A 24,560-nucleotide genomic window follows, 5' to 3' on the forward strand; every position below is an offset into this window, starting at 1 on the left:
TCCGCGACATCCCTTGACCAACGAGCACCTCAACCTGGCGAAGCTTCGCAACGATCTCTTCCGGCTTGTGCCTCTTAATTCCCATGTCTTGATCCTCCTCTATTAATTATAGGGTTGGACCAACTCATTGGGGGAGGATCACGGGGAGTCCGGCAATTTAAACTTCGAAGGTGATTTCATCGCTGACTTCGCATCCGGCACAGATATAATTCAGTTGGATGGTGCGGCCTTTGGGTTCAGCTTCACCGGCGCATTGACGCTAAACAGCACGTTTTTCATTGAAGCCGATTTCGATGGCACGTCGCTCTCAGGCGGAACGCCGACAGATACCGCCTTTCTGGTGTTCGACCCCAATTCTTCGACCCTCTTTGCTGATGAAACGCTGAATGACGGCGGTTATACCGTCGTCGCTGATCTCAGTTCAGCCCCCGCCGTGGCGGACTTCGAGCTCATCTGACCCGCCGGCAAGTTTCAGACTAAAACACACCGCCCTGAATTTTTATTCGGGGCGGTGTATTGTTGCGGCATCAGCGCATTGACGCCTGAAGGAAAATTTCGTGAAACCGCTCGATCATTGGGGCAAGGCCGCCCGCCAGTGGCATAAGGTCGGACAGCCCCTCAAGCCGACAACCGAAGATATTCGGGCTTTGGAACTATTCATCCGGCACAGCAATGTGGCACGGCCTCGGGTCCTGTTGCTCGGCGTGACCCCTGAAATCGCCGCGATGGATTGGCCTGCCGGAACTCGCCTGTTGGCTGTGGATCGCTCAATTGACATGATCAAATATGCTTGGGCTGGAGCAAACGCCGCCGAGGTCTACGTCGCCTGTGCTGATTGGTGCGAACTTCCGCTCGCCGACAGTTCGCGCGACATAATTGTGGGTGACGGGTGCATGTTGGTATTCGACTACCCGCATGGTTTTCGGCGCGCGCTTGAATCTTTCCGTCGGGTGTTAACGCCGGGAGGTTTGCTGTCGCACCGATTTTTTTTGCGGCCAGAACAGGGAGAGCCGCCGGCGGCGGTGTTCGATGATCTCTTCGCCGGTCGAATTAAAAATTTTCATGTGTTCAAATGGCGCCTCGCCATGTGGTTGCATGGCGATATAGAAGACGGTGTGCGCCTCGGAGACGTCTGGGATTGTTGGCATGATGCCGTACCTGACGCCAACGCCTTGTCGGAAAGCCTCAATTGGCAGTTGGAGACGATCAGCAGCATAGATTACTACCGGGATTCTGATACGCGATTTATCTTTCCCACTCTTGAAGAGGTGCGGCGTGCCCGATTGCCCTATTTTAAAGAAGTACGCTGCTATGTACCGAAGTATGAGTGCGGCGAGCGTTTTCAAACCTTGTTATTTGAAGCCCTGTGACTGAAGCGGCCGGGCAGGCACCAGCGGAATCGCTTGCCGGAATTGCATGGCCGCGGCTGCCGGGCACAAACCCTGCCGCGCTTGCTACGGTTCTGGCACAATTCAAACCAGCCCAATGGTTGCCGGCGGAGACCCTGCGCGCCAACCAATTTCTACAGCTTCATTCGTTGTTGTCCTACGCCCAGAAAAACGTGCCCTATTACGCGCAAAAAATCACGCCGGAACTGTTCGATCCGATGTTCGCGCTAACAATCGAAACTTGGCGGCAACTTCCAATACTCAGCCGTACGGACATTCAGGATAACGCCGCCGATCTTCTCAGCCGCAACATTCCAGCGTCACATTTACCGCTCGGTGAATCGCAAACATCGGGCTCAACCGGCCAGCCAGTTAAGGTCATCAGTACCGCCGCCACGAGCATTTTCTGGTCTGCCGTCACGATGCGCGATCATTATTGGAACCAGCGCGATTTCTCCGGCAAGCTGTGCTCGATCCGTGCCATCGCCGCCGATAGCGGAACCGTCGCCAAGGGCAAGGATCACCCCAATTGGGGATGGCCCGCCGCCAATTTTTATCGCACCGGTCCCGCGGCGGTATTGAGTCTCGGCACCAACATCGGCGCACAAGCCGGATGGTTGTTGGAGCGTAATCCCGAATATCTGCTGACCTACCCGGCCAATCTGGCGGCGCTGGTAGAGCATTTCCACGCCAGCGGTGCGGCGCTGACGAACCTCAAAGAAATCCGCACCGTCGGGGAGATGGTCTCCCCCGCGTTGCGCGATCAATGCCGCGAAACATGGGGCGTTTCAATTGTCGATGTCTATAGCTCTCAGGAAGTCGGCTATATGGCGTTGCAATGCCCCGAGAGCGGGCTGTTCCACACCCAAAGCGAGACCATGATGGTCGAAGTTCTCGATGACGCCGGCAATCCCACGCCGCCCGGCGATGTCGGACGCGTTGTCGTCACCGGCCTGCATAATTTCGCCATGCCGCTGATCCGCTATGAAATTCGCGATTATGCCGAACCCGGCGAGCCGTGCCCGTGCGGCCGCGGATTGCCGACCATCCGGCGCGTCGTCGGCCGGCTGCGCAATATGTTGGTTCTGCCCAATGGCGATAAACGCTGGCCGCTCACGGGATTTCACGATTTTCGCGATATTGCCCCGATCCGGCAGTATCAGCTCGTGCAGAAAAACCTGGAATTGCTGGAAGTGCGCTTCGTCGCCGACCGTCCACTCGCGGTGGCGGAGGAGGACAAGCTGCGCTCGGTGATCCAGAATGCGCTCGGCCACCCGTTCGAAATCTTTTTCCGATATTTCGATGAGATGCCGAAGACGGCGGGCGGCAAATTCGAGGAATTCAATTCCGAAATTAGCGCGCCACCTCTGCCGGCATAGCGCGGCGGGACCCTGCCTGCGCGCCTATACCGCGGCTGACGGTGATTTTATTTTGGGCAGGAACCATAGGGCTACAACGCCGATCACCGCCAAAATACCGGCGATGAGGACGGCGGATTCATACCCCCCTTGCCAATCATAGAGCACACCGGCGGCGGACGGGCCGAGCAGGCCGGCAAGTCCGAAAGCCGAGGCAAGGCGCCCGTATACGCGAGGCAGACCGGCAACACCGTAATATCCGGCGACTGTCACCGGATAGGCCGAAGCGCTGGCGCCGAAAGCGCCGCCCACCATGGCAAGTGCGAGGATGCTCACCGTTGCCGAAGGCACGAAGTAAAGTGACAACAGCGGAATCGCCGTGAGCATAGCAATGCCGATCAGCACGCGCCGGCCGGTCAGCCAATCACAGATAATTCCGGCAGAAAGCGCGCAGCCGATATACACAAAGTTGGTCAACATCGGCGCCAAATAGGCCTGATCGATGGGAAATCCGTAATCGACAGCGATACCCGCCGCATGGCCGATCGACATCAACGCGGCAAAGGCAATACAGATGAATCCCGCCCACAACAAAATGAATGTCCGCGGGGTGCGGGTGAGAAGTTCGCTGAACAGGCCACCGCCCTCATCCGCGCCGGCATGGGCCGCTGGGCGCGCGACATGCATCAACAGCCCGGCGACGACGCCGATCACGACAAGATAAATGGCAAACAGCAGAAGCACCGCATGCGGTCCCTGCCAGTCTATGATCGCTGCGAAGATCGGCGGCCACACCAGACCGCCGCCGGCGAACGCCGACATGCTCACGCTAAGCGCAATACTGGCGCGCACCGGCAGGTCCAAGCTAGCCGCCGTCATCGCCAGAAAATAGGCCACGCCGAGGGCAAACCCGAACAGGATTCCATAGCCGACCAGCAAACTCCAAAGCGCCTCGAAATATCCCGATATCGCCATTCCCGCCCCGGCGATAGTAAAGACAACAAAAATCAAATAGGGGAGGGAGGCGATGCGCAGCAGACTGTGCGTGACGAACATGCCCACCGTCATTGTTACAAATGCAACCGAATAGGCCAAACTGATGTCGGACCGGGTGGCACCGATAGCTTGCTCAAGCGGCGCAACCAATACACTCCATGCATAGAAGGAGCCCATCGAGAAGTTGACCAGGATTGCAATAATCAGGGGGAGCAGGCGCATGGCAAATTCTGTGTATGTCGGAGAAATAGTGGCGAAAATTGTCAGGGCGGCGCTTCCGCGCCAATGTTGAGGATGGTAAGCCTTTGACGCGAACAGAGGAAACGTTAGTTTGCGCGGATCGGCTCGATTGCGAAATTTGTCATGAACGATGCCCGCGGTAGACTGCGAAAATGGCTATAGCTGCTATTCCCAATTCTGTTGAGAGCACGCGCGCGCTATTGAAACACGGCAAATATGTGCCGGATAGCGGTCTTGCGACCGCGCTTTTTCTCAGTCTCCAACTCGGCCGTCCGCTTTTGCTCGAAGGCCGTAGCGGCGTCGGAAAAAGTGAGCTAGCCATGGTCTTGGCGCGGCAATTGGATCGCCCGCTACTGCGCTTGCAATGTTACGAAGGATTGGATGCCTCTGCCGCCGTCTATGAGTGGAACTACGCCGCGCAGATGATCGAGATTCGCCTCGCCGAACGCAACAAGGACCGCGACAAGGATCAAATGGCCGTTGACCTGTTCTCCGAGCGGTTCCTCGTCAAACGCCCCATATTGCAGGCGCTGGAACCCAATATTGCCGGCGCGCCGGTTCTATTGATCGATGAAATCGATCGGGCCGATGAGGGCTTTGAAGCCTACCTGTTGGAGATTCTTTCCGATTTTCAGGTCAGTGTGCCGGAACTGGGAACCATTCGCGCGGTGGAGCGGCCGATCGTCGTGCTCACCTCCAATCGCACGCGCGAGATTCACGATGCGCTCAAGCGGCGCTGCATCTACCATTGGATCGACTATCCGGACGCCGCGCGCGAGGCGGAAATTTTGAAATTGCGCGCGCCCGGCATGGCACGGACATTGACTGAGAGCCTCGATAGCTTGGTCAATGAATTGCGGCAACGCGAATTCCGCGGCGGCGCCGATGTCCGGGCCGCGGTGGCGTGGGCCGCCGCACTGATCGAGTTGGACCGCCAGGAGTTGGATCCTAAAGATACCAGCGCCGGGATCGCGCATATTCTTAAAATGCAGCAGGCCGGGGACGGCACCGCCGTTGCCGATGCACTGCAAAGCGCGCTCAGCGATCCCAGCGAGGTGGGTGGCGCATGAGCCGACTGGCACCGGTCGATATAGCTGGCGGCGGCAAGCTCGCCGCGAACATCATGCATTTCGGCCGCGCGCTGCGCGCCGCCGGGCTGCCCGCTGGCCCCGGCAAGACTTTGGAAGCGCTTCAGGCCGCGGCTTTGGTTGGGCTCGGTCCGCGCGATGATTTTTATTGGGCGCTGCACGCGGTATTCGTTGAACGCGCCGCTCAGCGCCAAGTGTTTGACCAGGCGTTTCGTCTGTTTTGGCGCAACCCCGATGAATTGCGCCGCATGATGGCGCTCGCCGCGCCGAGCACGGCGCCAAAGGACGAGCCGGAAAAAATCAGCCGACGCGTCGCCGATGCGCTCTCACCCGACGACGCACCGCAGTCACAAACTGAAGACGAAATCGAAGTTGAGCTCGACGCCACCGAGGCCTATTCGGCCATGGAAATGCTGCAGGATATGGATTTCGACAGCATGTCGCAGGATGAGGTCGAGGAAGCCAAGCGGGTGATCGCTGAAATGCGTTTGCCGATCATGGACATCCCGACACGGCGCTTCGTCGCCGATCCACGCGGTGCAAAAATTGATATGCGCGCAACGCTACGTGCCGGCCTGCGCTCCTCCGGCGCAATGATGCCGCTCAAATACCGCCGTCGCGTGACCCGCCATCCGCCGCTCGTCGTGCTGTGCGACATATCCGGCTCGATGAGCCGTTATTCGCGGATGTTTCTGCATTTCGTACATGCCGTCACCAATGATCGCGACCGGGTGCATAGTTTCATTTTCGGCACCCGCCTCACCAATATCACGCGCCATTTGCAGTACCGCGACGTCGATGTGGCACTCGACCGCGTGGCCAATGCGGCAAAGGACTGGTCGGGCGGCACGCGGATCGGCGAAAGCCTGCTTGAGTTTAACCGCTTTTGGTCGCGCCGCGTGCTTGGCCAGGGTGCCGTAGTGCTGTTGATCACCGACGGTTTGGACCGCGGCGATGTCGACGGCCTCGGACGCGAGATTGAGCGGCTGCACAAATCCTGCCGCCACCTGATCTGGCTCAATCCACTGTTGCGTTTCGAGGGCTTCCGCCCCGAAGCGCGCGGTGTGCGGGCGATCCTGCCGCATGTCGATGATTTCCGCTCTGTTCATAACCTCCATAGCCTGAGCGATATCGGCGCGGCGCTTAGTGGCTATAAAAACGCGGATTGGCCGATTTCCGAAGTCGCCTGAGCGGCGTTATTGACTGCCCGGTAGGCCCGGCTAAAGTCGCGCAACACGGGACAAACATTAAACAGAGACATAGGTGCAGCCATGAAGCTCGAAGGAAAAGTAGCCCTCATCACCGGCAGTTCGCGCGGCATTGGCGCCTGCATTGCCCGGCGTTATGGCACCGAGGGCGCGCGCGTCGCGGTCGTCGCCCATACCAAGCTCGACAGAGCCGAGGCTGTAGCCGCGGAGATCATCGCAGCCGGCGGCGAGGCCAAGGCGTTTCAGGCCGATGTCGCTCAAGTTTCAGAATGCGACCGCCTGGCGCGCGAGGTGATCGCCGCTTTCGGCACGGTGGATATCCTGGTCAACAACGCCGGCGTCTTCACAGCCATCTCGATTGAGGAGACGACCGAAGAGATCTGGGACGCCCAAGTCGATCTCAACATGAAAGGCAGTTTCTTCATGGCTCGCGCCGTGGTGCCGTGCATGAAAGCCCAGGGCAGCGGCAAGATCATCAACATCACTTCAATCGCCGGCGTCGGCGGTTTTCCCAACGCCGGCGCCTATTGTTCGTCGAAAGGCGGGCAGCTGAATATGGTGAATGCCTTGTGCCTGGAATTGGCGAAAGACGGTATCAACGTGAACTCGCTCGCACCCGGCAACATCAAAACCGATATGAATGAGGCCTATCGTGCGGAACCCGGCTTTGACGAGCGCCAGGCGGCTCTCACGCCGACCGGCATCGGCCATATCGACCCGAACGATCTCACCGGCGCCGCCGTGTTCCTGGCGTCATCCGATGCTGATCAAGTGCATGGCGCCAATTTATTGGTCGATGGCGGCTGGGCGGCTTGGTAGGAGTGCGGTAGATGGCAAGTGATATTCTCTATGAAAAACACGGGCGGGTGCGCCTGATCACCATTGATCGCGCCGACAAGATGAATTCGCTCGATTTTGACGCCAATGATCGCTTGATCGATGTGTGGCGCCAATTCGCCGCCGATGACGGTGCGCGCGTGGCGGTGATCACCGGCGCTGGCGATGCCGCTTTTTGCGCCGGCGCGGATTTGAAAACTTACACCATTGATTATGCGACCCGTCCGGCGCCCGAATTCCGCCAGCGCTACACCGACGGCCCCGGCTTCGGCGGCATCACGCGCGGGCTCGACATCGACAAGCCGATCGTCGCCGCGATCAACGGTTACGCCATTTCAGGCGGGCTCGAACTCGCCGAAGCCTGCGATATCCGCTTTTGTTCGCCGAACGCCGAATTCGCCCATCAAGATGTTACCTGGGGTTTTCACCCCTGTGATGGCGGCTGCGTGCGCTTGCCGCAAATCGTCGGCCTCGGCAATGCGATGGAAATGATCCTTTCAGGCGAGCGCATCGATGCCGCGCATGCAATGCGCATCGGCTTGGTAAACCGCATCTATCCGGCTGCCGATTTGGTGGCCCGCAGTCTCGAATTCGCCGATGTGCTCGCCAGCCGCGCGCCACTCGCGCAGCGCTACGCCAAGGAAGTCATGTTGAGCGCGCCGGACATGCCGATGGCAAACGCGCTCAGGCATGAATCGCGCTCATTCTATGATCTCGGCGGCACCGATGATATCGCCGAAGGCACCACCGCCTTCCGCGAAAAACGTCCGGCGAATTTCAAAGGTAGGTAATCTTCATGGCGAAGAAACAAGCCGAGGGTCTGAGCCAGCTTGGGCAAAAGACGGAATTGCCGGATTCTCCCGACAAAGCGCTTCTCGAAAGCGTGCCGAATCCGCACCCCGGAACCGACTATGCCGTGCGCTTTACCAACCCTGAATTTACCTCAATCTGCCCGATCACCGGGCAACCGGATTTCGCCCATTTGGTGATCGATTATGTGCCCGGCGCGCGCTTGGTTGAGAGTAAATCGCTAAAGCTTTATCTTGCGTCGTTCCGCAATCACGGCGCGTTCCACGAGGATTGCACCGTCGCCATTGCCAAACGCCTTGAAGATCTGTTGGCGCCGCGTTGGCTCCGCATCGGCGGTTACTGGTTTCCGCGCGGCGGCATGCCGATCGACATATTCTATCAATCCGGACCGCCGCCAAAGGATTTGTGGCTGCCGGACCAGGGCGTCGCGCCCTATCGCGGCAGAGGTTAGGAGAGCTATAAACGTGCCCAGCTTGTCTGAAGTCATGCGCCCGGCCGCGTTGTTCTGGATCGCGCTATACATCGGCCTGATCGTCCTGGTGAACTGGCTGTTCACTGTGGTGCCGCTGGTTGAAATGGGCGGTGGCGACAAATGGCCACCGGTCGCCTTGATTGTCGGCCTGGTCTTCGTGGCGCGCGATTTTGCGCAGCGCGCCATTGGCCATTGGGTGCTGGCCGCTATGCTGATCGCGGCGGTGCTGTCCTATTTTATGGCCAATCCTTTTATCGCCTATGCCTCAGTGGCGGCGTTCGCTATCAGCGAACTGGCGGACTGGCTGATCTACAGCTTCACCAAACGGCCGTTCTCGCAGCGCATCCTATATTCTAGCGTGCTGGCGACACCGATCGACAGCGTCGTTTTCCTTGGCATTCTCGGAATTTTGTCGGCCCCCGCCGCCCTGGCAATGATCGCCAGCAAGATGGTCGGCGCGCTGATTGTTTGGTATCTCGTGCGCCACCGTATGGAAGTCGCGCGCGCCGCTTAGGCGCCCGGCGTTTTCGGGTCGATCGGGACATGCCCGGCCAATCCCATTTGCTGTTCCATCAGCGCGGCGGCGGCGAGGACACGCGCCTCTGCGCCGGGCGGGCCGATAATTTGTAATCCGACCGGCAAGCCATCCCGCGTGAATCCCGCAGGCGTCGATATGGCAGGGCAGCCGGTCAGTGAGATCACAAAGGTAATGCCCAACCAGTCGACGTAATTGTCGAATTTATGGCCGTTTACTTCTTCGATGTAACGGATATCGACATCGAAGGGCGGCACGATGACGGTCGGACAGAGCAGCAAATCATGGGTGGTAAAGAATTTCGCCATGCGCCGATAGAGCTTGGTGCGGGCAATCTCTGCGCTGCCGATCTCTTCGGATTGAAGCGCCATGCCCTTTTCAATGTTCCAGATCAGCTCTGGTTTTAAGGCGTCGCGCCGGGTGCGTAGCAGGTCGGCCTTCATGGCTGAGAACAGGGCAGCGCGCAGTGTTTGAAAAGTATCCACAGCACCCTTGAAACTCGGGCCACCATCCTCGACTTGTGCGCCGAAGCCTTTAAAGCGCTGCGCGGCGGCGGCACATATCTCGGCCACTTCGCTATCCACCGGAAACTGCCCCAAATCCGGGCTGTAGGCGACACGCGTCGGTGCAAGCCCTTCTTTGTGGCGCACCGCTTCAGCGAACGGTTGGGCTGGGGCGGCGAGGGAAATCGGGTCTTCGACATGGCTGCCGCACATGGCATCGAGAAAGAGCGCCGTATCGAGGGCGTCGCGCGCCATCGGGCCGTCGACCGCCAGCAAATCAAAGGCCAGGTCTGCCGGGCCGTGCGGCACCCGCCCCGGGCTCGGGCGCAGACCGGTGATTGAACAATAGCTTGCCGGGATACGCAGGCTGCCGCCGAGGTCCGAGCCAGTTGCCATCCACACCTGACCCGCCGCCAGGGACACCGCCGCGCCGCCGGACGAGCCGCCGCAGCTTTTGTCGGTATTCCATGGATTACGGGTTTTGCCAAACACCTCGTTGAAGGTGCTGGCGCCGGCACCGAATTCAGGCGTGTTGCTCTTGCCCATGACGATCGCGCCATTGGCTTCGAGGCGTTCCACCATGATGTCGGAGCGGGCCGGGATGTGATCTGCATAGAGCGGCGAGCCCCACGTCGTGCGCACCCCTTCGACCGCAACCAAATCCTTGACCGAAATCGGCAAACCGCCGAGCCAAGCCGGATCGCTGCGCCTGTCCGCGCCGCTCGCCATGATGCGCTTGGCATGGGCGCGCGCGCGTTCGATACAAAGCGTCGGCAGGGCGTTGAGCGCACCGTCCGTCGTCTCGATACGGGCCGCCGAGGCCTCCACCAACTCAAGTGGTGAAATTTCACCCTTACGCAGAAAAGCGACGGCGTCCGCCGCGCTCAGTCGAAAGAGTTCGCTCGAATTATTTTGATCTGCCATGATTTTGTTCCGGAGTTTCTTGCCAGAAATATCTGATACCATGCCGGGCGCGTCCGCGTCGCCTGCGCAGTTATCCGAGCGCGTCCGCGTCGCCTGCGCAATTATAAAGTCTGGGAGAGCGATATATGACTGGTCGTGGACCGTTTTCAGCCGAATACCCATTTGCGCCGAATTTCGTCGAGATCAACGGCGCCCGCATGCATTACGCCGACATCGGAAAGGGCCGGCCGTTTCTCTTTCTGCATGGCAATTCCACATGGTCGTATATGTGGCGCAACGTCATGCCGCATCTCGCAAGCCGGGGACGCTGCATAGCGCCCGACCTGGTTGGTTTCGGAAAATCCGCCAAGCCCGATATCAACTACGACTATGCCGATCACTATGGCTATATCGAGGGCTTCATCAAAGCATTAGGGCTAAAGGATATCACCCTGGTGTTGCATGATTGGGGCGGTGGCCTTGGCTTTAACTACGCCATGAGCCACCAGGACAATGTCCGCGGCGCGGCCTTTATGGAGACCTTCGTCCGCACGTTCCCCAGTTGGGATGATTGGCCGCAGGATCTGGTTGAGGGCTTCAAACAGTTCCGCACCGACGGCGTGAGCTGGGATTTGATCGTCGAGAAGAACGTCTTCATGGAAGAGATTCTGCCTTACGGCATCCACCGCGACCTGTCGGAAGCGGAAATGTCGGCCTATCTTGAGCCATTCCGTGACAAGGCGCACCGCAAACCGCTTTGGGTTTTGCCACAGGAACTGCCGATCGAAGGCAAGCCCGCCGGCACGGCTGCAATCATCAGCGGCTATGTTGCTGCTTTGAAAACATCTGAAATGCCGAAGCTGCTGTTCCACGTGCAACCCGGCGCCATCATTCCACCCGAGACCGTGGAGATGTGCCGCCGCGATTTTCCCAACCTCGAGGACGTCTTTCTCGGCGAAAGCGGCCATTATGTCGCTGAGGATTTCCCTCATGAAGTTGGCGAGAAAATAGCCCAATGGTCGGACGCGATCGGATAGCCGCCCTTGTTGGCGAGAATGACGTCGCCAGCTATGCGCGCGACGGCGTCTGCGTCCTGCGCGGGGTCTTCGATGATGCTTGGCTGAGCACGCTGCGTGCCGGTGTCGAGCGCAATCTCGCCGAGCCGGGCCCTTACGCCGGTGAACATGGCGACGGCGAAGGCAAGTTTTTCGACGATTATTGTAACTGGGAACGCATCGCCGAGTATCGCGCCTTCGTCTATGACTCGCCCGCAGCCGCTATCGCCGCGGCGGTGATGCAGTCTCCAAGCGCGCAATTCTTTCACGAGCATGTCCTGGTCAAGGAGCCAGGTACGGCCAAGCGCACACCGTGGCACCAGGACGCGCCCTATTACTGCGTCGATGGCCGCCAGACGGTGAGTTTCTGGATTCCCCTCGACCCGGTCCCGCGCGATGTCTGCCCAGAATTTGTTGCCGGATCGCACAACTGGGGAAAACTGTTTTATCCCCGCAGTTTCGCCGACGACACGGATTACAATTATGACGGCGACGGCTTCGAAACCATTCCCAATATCGAACAGGATCGCCAGGCATATGATATTCGTAGCTGGGCGCTCGCGCCCGGCGATGTGATTCTATTTCATTTCCGCACAGTGCATGGTGCACCGGCTAATCTAGGGCAGGGGCGGCGGCGCGGTTTCGCCCCACGCTGGCTCGGCGAGGACGCATGTTTCGTCGCCCGTCCAGGCCGAACCTCGCCGCCCTTTCCTGGTATCGGGCAGAAGACTGGTGAGCGCCTGCGCGAGGATTGGTTCCCCGTCATTTGGCCGCCCAAAGGGGGCGATTAAACTTGCCTGCCGGGCGGGGCCGGGTAGCATGAGGCGGCACGACAGAGAGGGATGAGGGATATGGCAGACGCTGGACGCATGCATCACGATATGGGCGGGCGCGACGCCGGCCCAGTGGACCAGGCAGGGCATTCCCATCCAGATTGGGAAAAGCGCGTCGACGCGCTGATGATGCTGCTCTCCAACAGCAAACGGCGCGTCATCGGTGTCGATGAGCTGCGCCGCGGCATCGAGGGGCTGGGCGCGGAAAACTATTCCAAGATGACCTATTACGAACGCTGGGTCGCTTCGATCACCCATAATCTGATCGAAAAAGGCATAATTTCTTCCGACGAATTGGGCCGTAAAATGGCCGAGGTCGAGGCTGAAGCGAAAGCCGACGCAACACACTCGGGGGAGCATGATTGATGCCGCGTTTCGTGTCCGGAGACAGCGTAATCGTACGCCGTGCCTTTCCACCGGGCCATCTGCGGACACCCTATTACATTCGCGGCAAATCCGGCCACATCGCGCAGGTGCTCAATTCCTTCGCCAATCCGGAGGAACTGGCCTTTGGCCGCGACGGCCTGCCTAAGCGGCCGCTTTACCGCGTGCGCTTCGCACAAACTCGTGTATGGCCAGATTATTCGGGCTCGGCCGGAGATACTATCGATGTCGAGCTCTATGAACATTGGCTCGAACCGGATCCAAACGCCGGAAAGGAAAACAAATGAGTATGCATTCGGAAGACGCAGTGCTCGATCATTATCAAGCGATGGAACTCGCCGTGAGCGCGCTGATGATCGAGAAGGGATATTTCACGGAAGCCGACATGGAATCGGAGATCGACGCCATGGCCAAGCGCACGCCGGATATCGGCGCCGCGGTGGTGGCCCAGGCCTGGACGGACCCAGATTTCAAGGCGCGCCTGCTGGCCGACGGCACGGCCGCCTGCGAGAGCATCGGCCTCGATATGGGACCAACACGGCTGATGGTGGTCGAGAGCACCGAGAAGGTTCACAACGTCATTGTGTGCACCTTGTGCTCCTGCTTCCCGCGCATGCTGATGGGCATTCCGCCGGACTGGTATAAATCCAAAGAATATCGCTCCCGCGTCGTGCGCGAGCCGCGCGTGGTGTTGAAGGAATTTGGCACTGAGCCGGGCGCCGATGTTGACGTGCGGGTGCACGATAACAGCGCTGATATGCGCTATCTGGTGCTGCCAAGGAGGCCCGAGGGCACGGACGGCATGAGCCAGGGAGACTTGGCGAAATTGGTGACGCGCGATTCGATGATCGGCGTCAAAATTGTCGAGGCGCCGTAAACACGGCGACGGGAGATTCAATGTACGATCTAAAAATCAAAGGCGCCGTGGTCGCCGATGGCACCGGCGCTCCGCTGCGCACCGCAGACGTCGCGGTCAAAGACGGCCGCATTGCCGAAGTCGGACATATCACCGCCGCCGCGACCGAGACGGTCGATGCCGACGGCTTGGTCCTCGCGCCCGGCATTGTCGATGTGCACACCCATTACGACGCGCAATTGACTTGGGATTCGAACGCCACGCCGTCACCCTCGCTCGGCGTCACAACCGTGGTCGTCGGCAATTGCGGCTTTTCCATCGCGCCGTGCCCGCCCGAATGCCGCGACCTGATTGCGCGCAACCTAGCGGAGGTCGAAGGCATGTCGCTGACTGCGCTCCGCAGTGGAACCGATTGGGATTTTGAGAGTTTTGACGAATATCTCGGCCTACTCAAACGGAAGGGTGTGACGCCGAACGTCGCGGCCTTTATCGGCCATTCCGCGGTGCGCACCATGGTCATGGGGCCGGAAGCCTCCGAGCGTGCCGCCAGCGAAGATGAAGTGGCGAAGATGCGAGACCTGGTGAGCGGCGGCATGGATGCCGGCGCGGTCGGTTTTTCCACCTCGACCTCGATCAATCATTATGGTGACGGCGGCGTACCAATGCCGTCCCGCCTCGCCGAGGAAAGCGAGTTGCGCAGCCTGGTCGGCGTGCTCGGCGAAAAAGGCCGCGGTGTATTTCAGCTCACCGTCGGGCCCACCATGACCTCCGAGGTGATGGAATCATTGGCGAAAGATAATAATTGCCCGGTGTTTCAGACCGCCGCACTGTTTAACGAGGCTGATCCCGAACGCGCGCCTAAAATGGTATCTGACTCAGCGGAGGCGCAGGCGCGCGGAAACCAGCTTTGGGCCCAAGTCTCGTGCCAGAGCTTGAGCATGGATTTTGCCCTGACCGCGGCATTTCCGATGCAAAGCCTGGACGCGTGGCGGCCGCTGATCGATGTCGATGACGAAAGCTTCGAACGCCAGATCCGAGATAGTGAATTCCGCAACCGCTTTCGTCACGATCTCGAAGTGCCGCAAAAGGGCAAGCTGTTCTACGGCGATTGGTCCAAGGTCGAAGTTGCGATGGCGGCGCGCCCGGAGAACCGCGAGTTGGAAGGCCTGAACATCAATCAAGTCGCGCAGCGCCAGGGCAAGGACCCGATCGACGCCTTTTTCGATCTCTCCGCGAACGAAGGCCTGGAGACGGTTTATACCGCCGGCCTGATGAATTCTAATGAGGACGAAGTCGAGAAACTGATGCGCGAGCCCGGCAGTCTGGTGAGCCTGTCGGATGCCGGCGCCCATCTGCGCTATCTCTGTGATGCGGCTTATGGTTTGCATTTTCTCGGCCATTGGGTCCGCGATCGCGGTTCTTTTGATCTCGCTGACGCGATCCGCCGTCTGACCAGCCTACCGGCTGACCTTTATCGCCTTCCCGGCCGGGGCCGCATCGTCCCCGGCGCACACGGCGATTTGCTGTTGTTCGACCCGGCGACCGTGGCCCGTGGCCCGTTGCGCCGCGCCTTCGACCTGCCGGGCGGTGAGAGCCGGCTGACGCGCGACCCGCTCGGCGTACACGGCGTTTGGGTAAACGGCCAGCATGTGTTCGACGGCAAAGACTATGTCGCCGCCACGCCGCCGGGTGTGGTCATCGATAGTTTCGCTGCCTGATACAATCGGGCAGCAATAAGGCGCATCGATGGAGACGCTGCTGACGGCGGTGGTCCCGGCATTCGCCTTGATCGCTATCGGCTACGGCGCGGCGCGGCTCAAGATTCTTGGGCCCGCCATTTTCCCGGCGCTCAACAATTTCGTTTATTATTTGGCGATGCCGGCGCTGTTGATTGCCAGCCTGGCCGGCGTGCCGGCAGCCGAGATCATCAATTGGAACTTCATCGCCGCGTTTTCCATCGGTATCGCCGTCACCTGGATAGCCACCGGCTTGGCCGGGCGATTCTTCTTTAAGGATGATCTCGCCGGTTCCGCCATGCGCGGTGTTATCGCCAGCTATGGCAACAACGGCTATCTTGGAATCCCGCTCGCGGTCACCGCTTTCGGCGCGCCAGCGGTGGTTCCGGCGAGCCTTACCGTGTTGATCAATTCGGTCTTTCTCATGACCGGCGCCGTGTCGATATTGGAGTTCACCCGCGCCCGCGAAAGCGGTGGCGCACTCTTGAATACCGCTAAAGCACTGGGCACCAATCCCCTGTTATGGGCGGTGCTGATTGGCTTGCTGTTGTCGCTGAGCGGCGCCACCTTGCCCGTTACGATAGATAGATTATTTGGATTGCTTGGCCAAGCTGCCGCGCCGTGCGCGCTGGTTGCCATCGGCCTCTTTCTTTTCGGGCGCCCGGTGGTCGGTCTGCTGGCTTCCGCTGCGCTAACTAGTCTGGCCAAATTGGCGCTGTTTCCGCTCGTGGTGTGGTTGCTGACACTATACGTCTTTCCGCTCGAGCCGCTATGGGCGGTCGTGGCGGTGCTGATGGCGGGCATGCCGGTCGGCGCCAACGCCTTTGTCATCGCCGGCCACTATGGCTTACGGTTGGGAGATGCTTCGGCGGCAATTGTCGTCACCACCGCAATCTCTCTTGTGAGCCTGTCTCTTATGATTATCCTAATGACGGGCGGCTAACAGGCCGCAGCAGATAGGGGAAAATATTTCATGTCCGACGACAGCGGTTTTATCCATCCTTATGTGCCGAACGCGGCGCCGGTGCCACGGCGGCGCCTGCTGAACGAAATTGGTGTTGAGAACGTCACCGATCTTTATGTCTCGGTACCGGACGAATTGCAGGTGAAGGGTCTCCTGAACCTGCCGGATGCACTGCCGTCAGAACATGATCTGCGCAAGCATGTTGAAGCCATCATTGGCAAAAACCTCTCCTGCCGCGATCATCTCAATTTCTGCGGCGCCGGCTGCTGGCAACATTATGTACCTGCCATTTGTGACGAGATCACCGGGCGCGGAGAGTTCCTCACCGCCTATGGCGGCGGCACCTATTCCGATCATGGCAAGAACCAGGCGATGTTTGAATTCCAAAGCCTGATCGGTGAACTGGTCGGCCTGGAAGTGGTTGGCACGCCGTCCTATGACATGGGCGCTGCGGTCAACAGTGCCGTTACCATGGCGTGCCGCATTACCGGGCGACGCGGTGTGTTGTTGTCGGGCGCTGTCAGCGGTGACATGCGCTCGCAAATTAATGGCTTCACCAAGATGGTGGCAGAAATCGATGTGATCGCGCTTGAGGCGGCGTCCGGGCTGATCGATTTAGACGATCTCAAGTCCAAGCTCACGTCAGATATCGGCGCGGTCTATTTTGAAAATCCGAACTATTTCGGCCTTATTGAAAGCCGCGGCGCGGAGATCGCCGAAATTGTACACGCCGCCGGCGCCTTGCTGGTGGTCGGTGTCGATCCTCTTAGTCTCGGCGTGCTCGCGGCCCCCGGCGATTACGGCGCGGATATCGTCTGCGGCCAAATTCAGCCGCTTGGTATCCATATGTACGCCGGCGGTGGCTGCGGCGGTTTCATCGCCAGTCGCGATGAAGAGCGCTTCGTGAGCGAGTATCCGATGATCTTGATGAGCATCGCGCCCGGCGCTGAAGAGGGCGATATCGGCTTCGCCTGGTCGACCATGCAGCGCACGTCATATGACAAGCGCCATGATTCAGAGGATTACGCCGGCACCACGCAATGGCTGTGGGGCATAGGTGCGGCGGTCTATCTGTCGCTGATGGGTCCGCGCGGCATGGAGGAGGTCGGCAGCGGCATCCTGCAACGCACGCGCTACGCTGCCGAGCGCATCAACAAGCTCAATGGCATCAGCGTGGCACATCTGGACTGCGCCTTTTTCAAGGAATTCATCATCGACTTTACCGACAGCGGCAAAAGCGTCGCGGAGGTCAATGCCGCGCTGCTGGCCAAAGATATTTTTGGCGGCAAAGATTTGAGCGGCGAGTTTCCGGAATTTGGCCAATCGGCGCTCTATTGCGTCACCGAAATTCACGGCAAAAAAGAGATAGACCGATTGGTCGATAGCCTCGCGGAGGTGTTGTCATGAGTATCAAACAAAGCGGCTTTCGTGCCGCCCGTTGGAACGAAGCGTTAATTTCTGAACTTGACGAAGAGGGCGCACGCGGCATCGTGCCGCCTGCCGTCGATGCAGAAATCGCCGCTGCGGTTGGTGATGTCGCCGCTTCCCTGCCGCCAGGCGCGCGCCGCGCCGCGCCGCCCGATTTGCCGGAAGTCACACAGCATCGGGTGCTTCGTCATTTTCTGCGGCTGTCGCAAATGTGCATGGGCTTTGATGTCACGACCGACATGATGGGCACCTGTACGATGAAATACAGCCCGAAAGTGCATGAACATATCGCGCGTGGTGCCAAGCTCGCCGATCTTCACCCGCTGCAAGGTGTCGAAAGTCTGCAAGGGCTGTTGGAGCTGATGTATCGCTTCAACCGCATCATGTGCGAAATCTCCGGCATGGATGAGTTCACCTTCCAGCCAGCGAGCGGTGCCCAAGGCATTTACACCAATGCCTGCCTCATCCGCGCCTATCATGAATCGCGCGGCGATCTTGGCAAACGGGACGAGATCATCACCACATCCTTCTCGCACCCTGCCGATGCGGCGACGCCGTCAGTTGCCGGCTTCAAAGTGATCACCTTGATGCCCGGTGAGATGGGCTTCGCCGGGGTCGATGCGCTGAAGGCCGCCATCTCCGATCGTACCGCCGGCCTCATGCTGACCAACCCTGAGGATACCGGCCAGTACAATCCCAACATCCGCCAATTCGTCGATCTGGTGCATGAAGCCGGCGGTTTGTGCGCCTATGATCAAGCCAACGGCAACCCCTTGCTGGGCGTGGTGCGCGCTGGCGATACCGGCTTTGATATGTGCCAGTTCAATTTGCATAAAACCTTTTCCGCGCCGCATGGCTCGCTCGGCATGGGTTGTGCCGCGGTTGGCGTGAAGGATTTTTTGCGCAAATTTCTGCCGCGCCCGCTTGTCGCTGAAGATGGCGGCGGCGGGTATCGGCTCGATTATGACCGCGGCGAGGGCATCGATAAGATCCGCGCCTTCATCGGCAATGTACATGCCGTGCTCAAAGCCTATTCCTGGGTCATGAGCCTCGGCGCCGAAGGTCTCCGTGCCGTGGCCGAGACGGCGGTCCTCAACAACAATTATATGCACGCCAAGATGCGCGGCGTGCGCGGCGTGACCATCCCGTGGCCGGCGAACAATTATCCCAAGCTCGAACAGGTGCGTTACAGCTTTGAGCAGATGTTCGCCGAGACCGGTGTCACCAGCCATGACGTGATCGACCGCATGGTGGATTTCGGTGTGCAGCATTGCATGCCGAGCCATATGCCGATGCTGGTGGCGGAGCCGTTCACCATGGAGCCCGGTGAATCGCTAACGGTTGCCGAGATGGACCAGATGTTGGCAGCGCTCCAGGCGATCTCGGACGAAGCTTATAGCGACGCCGAAAAGGCGCAAGGTGGGCCTTACAACGCTTCCACCACGCGCATCGACGGAGACGTGCCTGAGGATCCGGATTGCTGGGCCTTCACTTACCGCGGGTATCAACGCAAGAAACCGATGTGGACATCGGAAAACCGCCGCAAGATTGAGCGTCATACCGGCGGCTATTGAGCCAAGGTGGCCTTCCGCCTCGGCCTGATCGTCAATCCTATCGCCGGGATGGGCGGCACCGTCGGCCTCAAGGGCAGCGATACACCTGAAATCATCGCCCGCGCCCGTAGCTTGGGCGCGGAACCGCAAGCACCGGCGCGCGCCGGCCAAGCGCTCGCCGCTATCGCCGCGGCAAAAGCACCGCTTGAGCTGTTTGTGGCGCCGGGCGAGATGGGCGAGACCGAGGCGCGAGCGGCCAGCTTCTCCCATCAAGTTGTCGGCAATCCCATAGATGGCGACACGGTGGCGGAAGACAGTGTGCGGGCAGCACAAGCGATGGCCGACCTGCCTGTTGATCTCATTCTGTTTGCCGGTGGCGACGGTACAGCGCGCGACTTGGTGCGCGCCATCGGCGGCAAGGTTCCGGTTGTCGGCATTCCCGCCGGGGTGAAAATGCATTCTGCTGTCTATGCCACCAACCCGCGTGCCGCCGCGCGCATGGTGCTGCGCTACATGCAAGGCGGTATTGCCGTTCGCGAGCTCGAAGTCATGGATATCGACGAAGCGGCGTTCCGCGAAGGCGCCGTTTCAGCCAAGCTATATGGTTATCTGAACGTGCCCTATTTGCCCGATCTGGTGCAGGGTACCAAGGCCGGCGGCGTCAGCCGCGACCGCACGGCCCTGGCCGGTATCGCCGCACGTATCACTGAGGCAATGGAGCCGGGGCGGCTCTATATCCTTGGCCCCGGTACCACCATGCGCGCCGTTGCCGATAAAATCGGTGTGGAGAAAACTCTGCTCGGTATCGATCTGGTGCGCGATGGCGCGCACATCGCTGCGGATGCTGGGGAGCGCGACATTCTCGCCGCTATGGATGGCACCGTTGCCATCGTCGTGACGCCGATCGGCGGGCAGGGGCATTTTTTTGGCCGCGGCAATCAGCAGATCAGCGCGCAGATAATCTCCCGTGTTGGTCTCGAGCACATCACCGTCGCCGCAACGATGGAGAAAATAGCCTCGCTCAGAGATAATCTATTGCAGGTCGATACCGGCGACCGCGCGCTCGATGCGCAGCTCTCGGGTTGGCGGCGGGTGATCACCGGCTACTATACGGACTCGGTGTGCAGGGTCTCGACATGACAGAAAGCGAGAACGCGCAATATCCCGATGGCGGCAGCGCGCTCGCGGTCGAGAATCTGCACAAAAGCTTCGGTCCCCTCGAGGTACTGAAGGGCGTATCCGCCACCGCCGGTGACGGCGATGTGCTGTCCATCATCGGTGCCAGTGGCTCAGGTAAAAGCACCATGCTGCGCTGTATCAATCTTCTTGAAATCCCTAATGCCGGGCGCATCTGGGTCGGCGGTGAATTGATCCGCATGAAGCGAGCCGGGCGCAGGGGGCTGGTGCCCGAAAATGCCCGTCAGGTCGATCGCATCCGCTCAACCGTCGGCATGGTGTTCCAAGGTTTTAACCTATGGACGCATATGACGGTCATGCAGAATTTGACCGAAGCGCCGCTGCATGTCCTGAAATTACCCAAGGCCGAAGCGCGGGAGCGGGCCGAGGCACTCCTCGAGCGGGTCGGGCTGACCGACAAGCGTGAGCATTATCCAGCGCATCTCTCCGGAGGCCAGCAGCAACGCGCCGCCATCGCCCGGGCGCTGGCCATGGAGCCGCAATTGATGCTGTTTGATGAGCCAACATCGGCGCTCGATCCAGAACTGGTCGGCGAAGTGCTGAAAGTGATCCGCGATATCGCCGAGGAAGGCCGGACGATGATCCTGGTCACCCATGAAATGGCCTTCGCGCGCGAAGTTTCAACCAAGGTGATATTTTTGCATGACGGCTTGGTCGAGGAGGAGGGGCCGCCGGCTCAGGTCTTCGACGCGCCGCGCTCGGAGCGCTGCCGACAGTTTCTCGCGGCCGGGGAGTTTTAGCCTTAGAAGCCTTGACCGCGCCGATGGGAAATCGGAACCTTCAGACTGAGAACAAAAAACTGGGAGACGAAAAATGAAAATCCGAAATCTGTTGACTGCCATCATTGTCGCCGCCGCAGTGGCGATATCGGCTGGTATCGCCGAAGCCAAGGATTGGAACAAACTCCGCGTCGGCGTTGAGGGTGCCTATCCGCCCTTTAGCTGGATGGAGCCGGACGGTACCCTGAAGGGCTTTGATATCGATATCGCGCTTGCCGTTTGCGAACATATGAAAGCAGAGTGCGAGTTGGTGCCGCAGGATTGGGATGGCATTATTCCCGCGCTCTTGGCCAATAAATACGACGCCATTATCGCCTCGATGTCGATCACCGAAGAGCGCAAAGAGAAGGTCGCCTTCAGCGATAAATACTATTCGACGCCGGCCAAGTTCGTCCGCAAGAAAGGCTCCGGCATCGAAATCTCAGCGGCGGGGCTCAAGGGTAAATCGGTCGGCGTGCAACGCGCCACCATCCATGAGAATTTCGTCAAGGACAATTACGGTGATATCGTCGACGTCAAAGGATATGGCACCCAGGACGAAGCGTATCTCGACTTCACCGCCGGTCGCATTGATCTCCTTCTCGCCGACAGCGTAGCGCTCGATGACGGCTTCCTGAAAACCGATGCCGGCAAGGATGCAGAATTCGTCGGCCCGGGCTTTTCCGATCCGAAATGGTTCGGTGACGGTGCCGGCATTGCCATCCGAAAAGGCGATACGGATTTGCAAAATGTGCTCAATGAAGCCATTGCCGCCATTCGCGCCAATGGCACCTATAAGAAAATCAACGATAAATATTTCGAGTTCGATGTCTTTGGTGGTTAGTTTGCCAGGGCTTTGAGAAGAAGCGTCCCCGGGTCATGACGGCCCGGGGCGTTTTTATTTTATCCAGGATGGTGCCGAGCGCGTGATCGAGCTGCACGGCTATGGGCCGTTGCTTTTGGATGGGGCGTGGCTGACGCTGCGGGTGGCTTTCGCGTCGGTTGCACTTGGCCTGGTTTTTGGACTTCTCGGCGCCAGCGCCAAACTATCGAGATCGGTGTTCCTGCGCGGTGCCGCCACGGCCTATACCGCGATCGTCCGCGGTCTGCCGGAATTACTGCTTCTGCTCATAATATTTTATGGCGGCAGCCTGTTGGTGCAGAGCGTTTGGCAAGAGCTGGGCGGTGAGTCCTATATAGAGATTAAGCCCTTCGTCGCCGGCACCTTTACCCTCGCCTTTGTGTTTGGCGCCTACGCCACCGAGGTTTTTCGCGGCGCCATTCTTGCGGTTCCCAAGGGCCAGGTGGAGGCCGCCTATGCGGTCGGCATGACACGCCTGCAAATGTTCCGCCGAGTTATGTTGCCACAAGTCTGGCGTTTTGCGCTTCCCGGTCTTGGCAATTTGTGGTTGGTCCTGCTCAAAGACACATCGTTGATTTCAGTCATCAATCTGAATGAGTTGATGTATGCCGCGCGCGCTGGCGCTGGAAAAACTCATGAGCCCTTCACCTTCTTCGCCGCCGCCGCATTGATTTACCTCTCCTTTACCATCGTTTCGATGGTCGTCCTGCAATATTCGGAACGCCGCGCGCAGCGCGGTGTGCGCATGGGTTAGGCGCATGGAATTTGATGTCCAACTGATGGTCGACAGCATCCCGGCGCTTCTCCAGGGCATGGGGATGACGGCACAGTTGGTTGTTTTGGCGCTGGCTGTTGGCTTGTGCCTAGCGATTCCCCTCGCGCTCGCCCGCACCTCCAGGAATCCCGCCCTATGGATGCCGGCGTATGTCTTCATCTTCATCTTTCGCGGCACGCCGCTTCTGGTGCAGATTTTTTTGGTCTATTACGGCTTGGGACAGTTAGAAGCAGTGCGCGAAAGCTTCTTGTGGCCATTTTTCAAGGAGGCTTACTGGTGCGCCATATTCACCTTCAGCCTTAATACGTCTGCCTACACGGCAGAGATATTGCGTGGCGCCATTCAGGCGGTGCCGCATGGTGAGTTAGAGGCAGCGCGCGCGCTCGGCATGCCGCGCTGGCTGGTGCTACGCCGCATCACCGTGCCGCGCGCCTTTCGCCTGGCCTTACCGGCCTATGGCAATGAGATCATCTTGATGCTGAAAGGCAGCGCGCTCGCCAGCACAATTACGCTGTTGGATTTGACCGGCGTCGCTCGCGTCATCGTTGCCCGCACCTTCGCACCCTATGAGTTATTTATTCTGGCGGCGCTGATGTATCTCGTTCTGACGCTGCTGATTGTTCGCACGCTGAAATATGCCGAGTGGCGCCTAAGCCCGCATCTCCGTCCGCCGCCGCATGTGAATTGATTCCCCCCTTTTCCCGTCAAAATATGCCTCGCAGGAAATGTAAATGATGTTAATATTTGTTTACTAATTGTTAATAATTCTTAATTAAAATTTAACGAGCACCGAAAAAGATGCAAGAAATTAACCAGATTGTACTTTGGGTATTAAATAGGAATCACTGGTGAAGCTCAGCGCTTACATTCCCACGTTTCGCGCGATTATCCTGCTGGTTGCCTTAGCGCTGATCACGTTCGCCACTGACGGTAATAGCGGCGAAACAGAGCAAAATAATGCCGACGGCTCTGGTGGAGTATTTATTCTCGATGCCAGCATCGGCGTCGATGAGATTGATCAACTTCGCGCGGCCGAAGAAAAGCAGCTCAAGAAAAATGACGGTGTCCCGCAGAATGCTGATCTGTGGGCGGCCGTAGCGGTATCAGGCGATGTTGTCCGCCATGGTGGGGACAAAGAATTCGCCCAAATTGTCACTCCTGGAACGTTCGTTCCCGCAAACTCCCACATTGAAACCGGATCGACCGCCTGGATTATTTTATCGCGTCAGAAAAACCTGGTGACCGTAAACGCAAACAGTGCCGTTGTATTATTAGCCCTTGAAGAAGACGGCAATCGAACCCGTATTCGCCAACATCAGGGCGATGTGTTTTACGAAGTTGATAAACGGCGGAACGAACATTTCTCCGTGGAAACGCCATATTTGGCTGCGGTCGTAAAGGGCACCGCGTTCAGCGTGAGTGTGGCCAGCAATGCGGCCAACGTGAGCGTCAGTCAGGGGCAGGTTTCCGTATCGGCCACGACGGGAGGTGGCAGCGTTTCTGTTTCGGTCGGGCAAACCGCTAGTGTCTCAGCGAACAGTTCCAGCGTGAGTGTTTCCGCTACAGGTGACTCATCCGGCACAAGCGGGGATGGTGACGGTGACGGCAACGCCGACGGAGAATCAAATTCGAATGGAAGAAAGGCCAGCAAGACAGGATTAGACGCCTCGTCCAACGGTTTGGCGGCAGCTTCCGCGGCGCAATCCAATGGCAACAGTGATGGCAACGGCAACGGCAACGGAAATGGCGGCACCGGTGGTTCGGGCGGCTCCGGTGGTTCGGGCGGCTCCGGTGGTTCGGGCGGCTCCGGTGGTTCGGGCG

The 24,560-nt window shown here is 59.1% G+C and carries 26 protein-coding genes; 24 read left to right on the forward strand and 2 right to left on the reverse strand.

Going from position 1 to position 24,560, the window contains the following annotated elements:
• The first annotated feature begins 127 nt into the window (after positions 1–127).
• The 3 genes from O3A94_15340 to O3A94_15350 all read left to right on the forward strand — a co-directional run bounded on the left by O3A94_15340 (position 128) and on the right by O3A94_15350 (position 2,767).
• The gene (locus O3A94_15340) at positions 128–457 is read left to right on the forward strand and encodes a hypothetical protein (protein ID MDA1357627.1); all 330 of its coding nucleotides are present in this window, start codon (positions 128–130) and stop codon (positions 455–457) included.
• 100 nt (positions 458–557) lie between these two features.
• Positions 558–1,370, forward strand: a complete 813-nt coding sequence (locus tag O3A94_15345; protein MDA1357628.1) for a class I SAM-dependent methyltransferase — start codon at positions 558–560, stop codon at positions 1,368–1,370.
• Positions 1,367–2,767: a phenylacetate--CoA ligase family protein gene (locus O3A94_15350; GenBank protein ID MDA1357629.1), complete on the forward strand. Its 1,401-nt coding sequence runs from the start codon at positions 1,367–1,369 to the stop codon at positions 2,765–2,767. Before O3A94_15345 ends, O3A94_15350 begins: the two co-directional genes overlap by 4 nt.
• A 24-nt stretch (positions 2,768–2,791) precedes the next feature.
• Here O3A94_15350 and O3A94_15355 read toward each other — a convergent pair whose 3' ends face one another.
• A complete protein-coding gene (locus tag O3A94_15355; protein ID MDA1357630.1) occupies positions 2,792–3,964 on the reverse strand; it encodes an MFS transporter in 1,173 nt (390 codons plus the stop codon).
• A 170-nt stretch (positions 3,965–4,134) separates the two neighbouring features.
• On the opposite strand from O3A94_15355, the gene O3A94_15360 reads away from it, so the two are divergent.
• The 6 genes from O3A94_15360 (at position 4,135) to O3A94_15385 (ending at position 8,911) form a co-directional block, all read left to right on the forward strand.
• Positions 4,135–5,052, forward strand: a complete 918-nt coding sequence (locus O3A94_15360) for a MoxR family ATPase (protein MDA1357631.1) — start codon at positions 4,135–4,137, stop codon at positions 5,050–5,052.
• Positions 5,049–6,260, forward strand: a complete 1,212-nt coding sequence (locus tag O3A94_15365; GenBank protein MDA1357632.1) for a VWA domain-containing protein — start codon at positions 5,049–5,051, stop codon at positions 6,258–6,260. The genes O3A94_15360 and O3A94_15365 overlap by 4 nt, the downstream gene beginning before the upstream one ends.
• Before the next feature lie 81 nt (positions 6,261–6,341).
• Entirely contained in the window at positions 6,342–7,097 is a 756-nt protein-coding gene (locus O3A94_15370; GenBank protein ID MDA1357633.1) for an SDR family oxidoreductase, read from the forward strand.
• Between the two features lie 11 nt (positions 7,098–7,108).
• Positions 7,109–7,906, forward strand: coding sequence for an enoyl-CoA hydratase/isomerase family protein (locus O3A94_15375; protein ID MDA1357634.1), 798 nt, complete (start codon positions 7,109–7,111; stop codon positions 7,904–7,906).
• A 5-nt stretch (positions 7,907–7,911) separates the two neighbouring features.
• Positions 7,912–8,376, forward strand: a complete 465-nt coding sequence (queF, locus tag O3A94_15380) for a preQ(1) synthase (protein ID MDA1357635.1) — start codon at positions 7,912–7,914, stop codon at positions 8,374–8,376.
• Positions 8,377–8,389: 13 nt separating this feature from the next.
• Positions 8,390–8,911: a VUT family protein gene (locus O3A94_15385; protein ID MDA1357636.1), complete on the forward strand. Its 522-nt coding sequence runs from the start codon at positions 8,390–8,392 to the stop codon at positions 8,909–8,911.
• Here O3A94_15385 and O3A94_15390 read toward each other — a convergent pair.
• The gene (locus O3A94_15390; GenBank protein MDA1357637.1) at positions 8,908–10,359 is read right to left on the reverse strand and encodes an amidase family protein; all 1,452 of its coding nucleotides are present in this window, start codon (positions 10,357–10,359) and stop codon (positions 8,908–8,910) included. The genes O3A94_15385 and O3A94_15390 overlap by 4 nt on opposite strands.
• Positions 10,360–10,484: 125 nt before the next feature.
• Here O3A94_15390 and O3A94_15395 point away from each other — a divergent pair, with 125 nt between their 5' ends.
• The 15 genes from O3A94_15395 to O3A94_15465 form a co-directional block, all read left to right on the forward strand.
• Positions 10,485–11,375 (forward strand): haloalkane dehalogenase, encoded by an 891-nt coding sequence (locus O3A94_15395; protein MDA1357638.1) that lies wholly within the window; start codon positions 10,485–10,487, stop codon positions 11,373–11,375.
• Positions 11,354–12,184 carry a phytanoyl-CoA dioxygenase family protein gene (locus O3A94_15400; protein MDA1357639.1) on the forward strand — a complete coding sequence of 277 codons (831 nt, stop codon included), beginning with the start codon at positions 11,354–11,356 and terminating at the stop codon, positions 12,182–12,184. The genes O3A94_15395 and O3A94_15400 overlap by 22 nt, the downstream gene beginning before the upstream one ends.
• 60 nt (positions 12,185–12,244) lie before the next feature.
• The gene (locus O3A94_15405) at positions 12,245–12,592 is read left to right on the forward strand and encodes a nitrile hydratase subunit beta (protein MDA1357640.1); all 348 of its coding nucleotides are present in this window, start codon (positions 12,245–12,247) and stop codon (positions 12,590–12,592) included.
• Positions 12,592–12,897, forward strand: coding sequence for a nitrile hydratase subunit beta (locus O3A94_15410; GenBank protein MDA1357641.1), 306 nt, complete (start codon positions 12,592–12,594; stop codon positions 12,895–12,897). Before O3A94_15405 ends, O3A94_15410 begins: the two co-directional genes overlap by 1 nt.
• The gene (locus tag O3A94_15415) at positions 12,894–13,487 is read left to right on the forward strand and encodes a nitrile hydratase subunit alpha (protein ID MDA1357642.1); all 594 of its coding nucleotides are present in this window, start codon (positions 12,894–12,896) and stop codon (positions 13,485–13,487) included. Before O3A94_15410 ends, O3A94_15415 begins: the two co-directional genes overlap by 4 nt.
• A 20-nt stretch (positions 13,488–13,507) precedes the next feature.
• Complete coding sequence (locus tag O3A94_15420) at positions 13,508–15,184, forward strand: amidohydrolase family protein (GenBank protein MDA1357643.1); 1,677 nt, start codon at positions 13,508–13,510, stop codon at positions 15,182–15,184.
• Positions 15,185–15,212: 28 nt separating this feature from the next.
• Complete coding sequence (locus O3A94_15425) at positions 15,213–16,145, forward strand: AEC family transporter (protein ID MDA1357644.1); 933 nt, start codon at positions 15,213–15,215, stop codon at positions 16,143–16,145.
• 30 nt (positions 16,146–16,175) lie between these two features.
• Positions 16,176–17,573, forward strand: a complete 1,398-nt coding sequence (gene gcvPA, locus O3A94_15430; GenBank protein MDA1357645.1) for an aminomethyl-transferring glycine dehydrogenase subunit GcvPA — start codon at positions 16,176–16,178, stop codon at positions 17,571–17,573.
• Positions 17,570–19,168, forward strand: coding sequence for an aminomethyl-transferring glycine dehydrogenase subunit GcvPB (gcvPB, locus tag O3A94_15435; protein MDA1357646.1), 1,599 nt, complete (start codon positions 17,570–17,572; stop codon positions 19,166–19,168). The genes gcvPA and gcvPB overlap by 4 nt, the downstream gene beginning before the upstream one ends.
• Positions 19,169–19,174: 6 nt before the next feature.
• Positions 19,175–20,287 (forward strand): ATP-NAD kinase family protein, encoded by a 1,113-nt coding sequence (locus tag O3A94_15440; GenBank protein MDA1357647.1) that lies wholly within the window; start codon positions 19,175–19,177, stop codon positions 20,285–20,287.
• Positions 20,284–21,084, forward strand: coding sequence for an ATP-binding cassette domain-containing protein (locus tag O3A94_15445; GenBank protein MDA1357648.1), 801 nt, complete (start codon positions 20,284–20,286; stop codon positions 21,082–21,084). The genes O3A94_15440 and O3A94_15445 overlap by 4 nt, the downstream gene beginning before the upstream one ends.
• 88 nt (positions 21,085–21,172) lie before the next feature.
• Complete coding sequence (locus tag O3A94_15450; protein ID MDA1357649.1) at positions 21,173–21,946, forward strand: ABC transporter substrate-binding protein; 774 nt, start codon at positions 21,173–21,175, stop codon at positions 21,944–21,946.
• An 82-nt stretch (positions 21,947–22,028) separates the two neighbouring features.
• Positions 22,029–22,718, forward strand: coding sequence for an ABC transporter permease (locus tag O3A94_15455; GenBank protein ID MDA1357650.1), 690 nt, complete (start codon positions 22,029–22,031; stop codon positions 22,716–22,718).
• Positions 22,719–22,722: 4 nt separating this feature from the next.
• Complete coding sequence (locus O3A94_15460) at positions 22,723–23,427, forward strand: ABC transporter permease (protein ID MDA1357651.1); 705 nt, start codon at positions 22,723–22,725, stop codon at positions 23,425–23,427.
• A gap of 160 nt (positions 23,428–23,587) precedes the next feature.
• A partial coding sequence (locus tag O3A94_15465) for a FecR family protein (protein MDA1357652.1) occupies positions 23,588–24,560 on the forward strand: 973 nt, incomplete at its 3' end.

This window comes from Pseudomonadota bacterium, assembly GCA_027624955.1.
Taxonomy (GTDB): domain Bacteria; phylum Pseudomonadota; class Alphaproteobacteria; order UBA828; family UBA828; genus PTKB01.

Excerpts from the sequence above, each read along its gene's own strand:
- O3A94_15355 (MDA1357630.1), bottom strand. The coding sequence starts at position 3,964 with ATGCGCCTGCTCCCCCTGATTATTGCAATCCTGGTCAACTTCTCGATG.
- O3A94_15360 (MDA1357631.1), top strand. The coding sequence starts at position 4,135 with ATGGCTATAGCTGCTATTCCCAATTCTGTTGAGAGCACGCGCGCGCTA.
- O3A94_15365 (MDA1357632.1), top strand. The coding sequence starts at position 5,049 with ATGAGCCGACTGGCACCGGTCGATATAGCTGGCGGCGGCAAGCTCGCC.
- O3A94_15370 (MDA1357633.1), top strand. The coding sequence starts at position 6,342 with ATGAAGCTCGAAGGAAAAGTAGCCCTCATCACCGGCAGTTCGCGCGGC.
- O3A94_15375 (MDA1357634.1), top strand. The coding sequence starts at position 7,109 with ATGGCAAGTGATATTCTCTATGAAAAACACGGGCGGGTGCGCCTGATC.
- queF (MDA1357635.1), top strand. The coding sequence starts at position 7,912 with ATGGCGAAGAAACAAGCCGAGGGTCTGAGCCAGCTTGGGCAAAAGACG.
- O3A94_15390 (MDA1357637.1), bottom strand. The coding sequence starts at position 10,359 with ATGGCAGATCAAAATAATTCGAGCGAACTCTTTCGACTGAGCGCGGCG.
- O3A94_15395 (MDA1357638.1), top strand. The coding sequence starts at position 10,485 with ATGACTGGTCGTGGACCGTTTTCAGCCGAATACCCATTTGCGCCGAAT.
- O3A94_15400 (MDA1357639.1), top strand. The coding sequence starts at position 11,354 with ATGGTCGGACGCGATCGGATAGCCGCCCTTGTTGGCGAGAATGACGTC.
- O3A94_15405 (MDA1357640.1), top strand. The coding sequence starts at position 12,245 with ATGGCAGACGCTGGACGCATGCATCACGATATGGGCGGGCGCGACGCC.
- O3A94_15410 (MDA1357641.1), top strand. The coding sequence starts at position 12,592 with ATGCCGCGTTTCGTGTCCGGAGACAGCGTAATCGTACGCCGTGCCTTT.
- O3A94_15415 (MDA1357642.1), top strand. The coding sequence starts at position 12,894 with ATGAGTATGCATTCGGAAGACGCAGTGCTCGATCATTATCAAGCGATG.
- O3A94_15420 (MDA1357643.1), top strand. The coding sequence starts at position 13,508 with ATGTACGATCTAAAAATCAAAGGCGCCGTGGTCGCCGATGGCACCGGC.
- O3A94_15425 (MDA1357644.1), top strand. The coding sequence starts at position 15,213 with ATGGAGACGCTGCTGACGGCGGTGGTCCCGGCATTCGCCTTGATCGCT.
- gcvPA (MDA1357645.1), top strand. The coding sequence starts at position 16,176 with ATGTCCGACGACAGCGGTTTTATCCATCCTTATGTGCCGAACGCGGCG.
- gcvPB (MDA1357646.1), top strand. The coding sequence starts at position 17,570 with ATGAGTATCAAACAAAGCGGCTTTCGTGCCGCCCGTTGGAACGAAGCG.
- O3A94_15445 (MDA1357648.1), top strand. The coding sequence starts at position 20,284 with ATGACAGAAAGCGAGAACGCGCAATATCCCGATGGCGGCAGCGCGCTC.
- O3A94_15460 (MDA1357651.1), top strand. The coding sequence starts at position 22,723 with ATGGAATTTGATGTCCAACTGATGGTCGACAGCATCCCGGCGCTTCTC.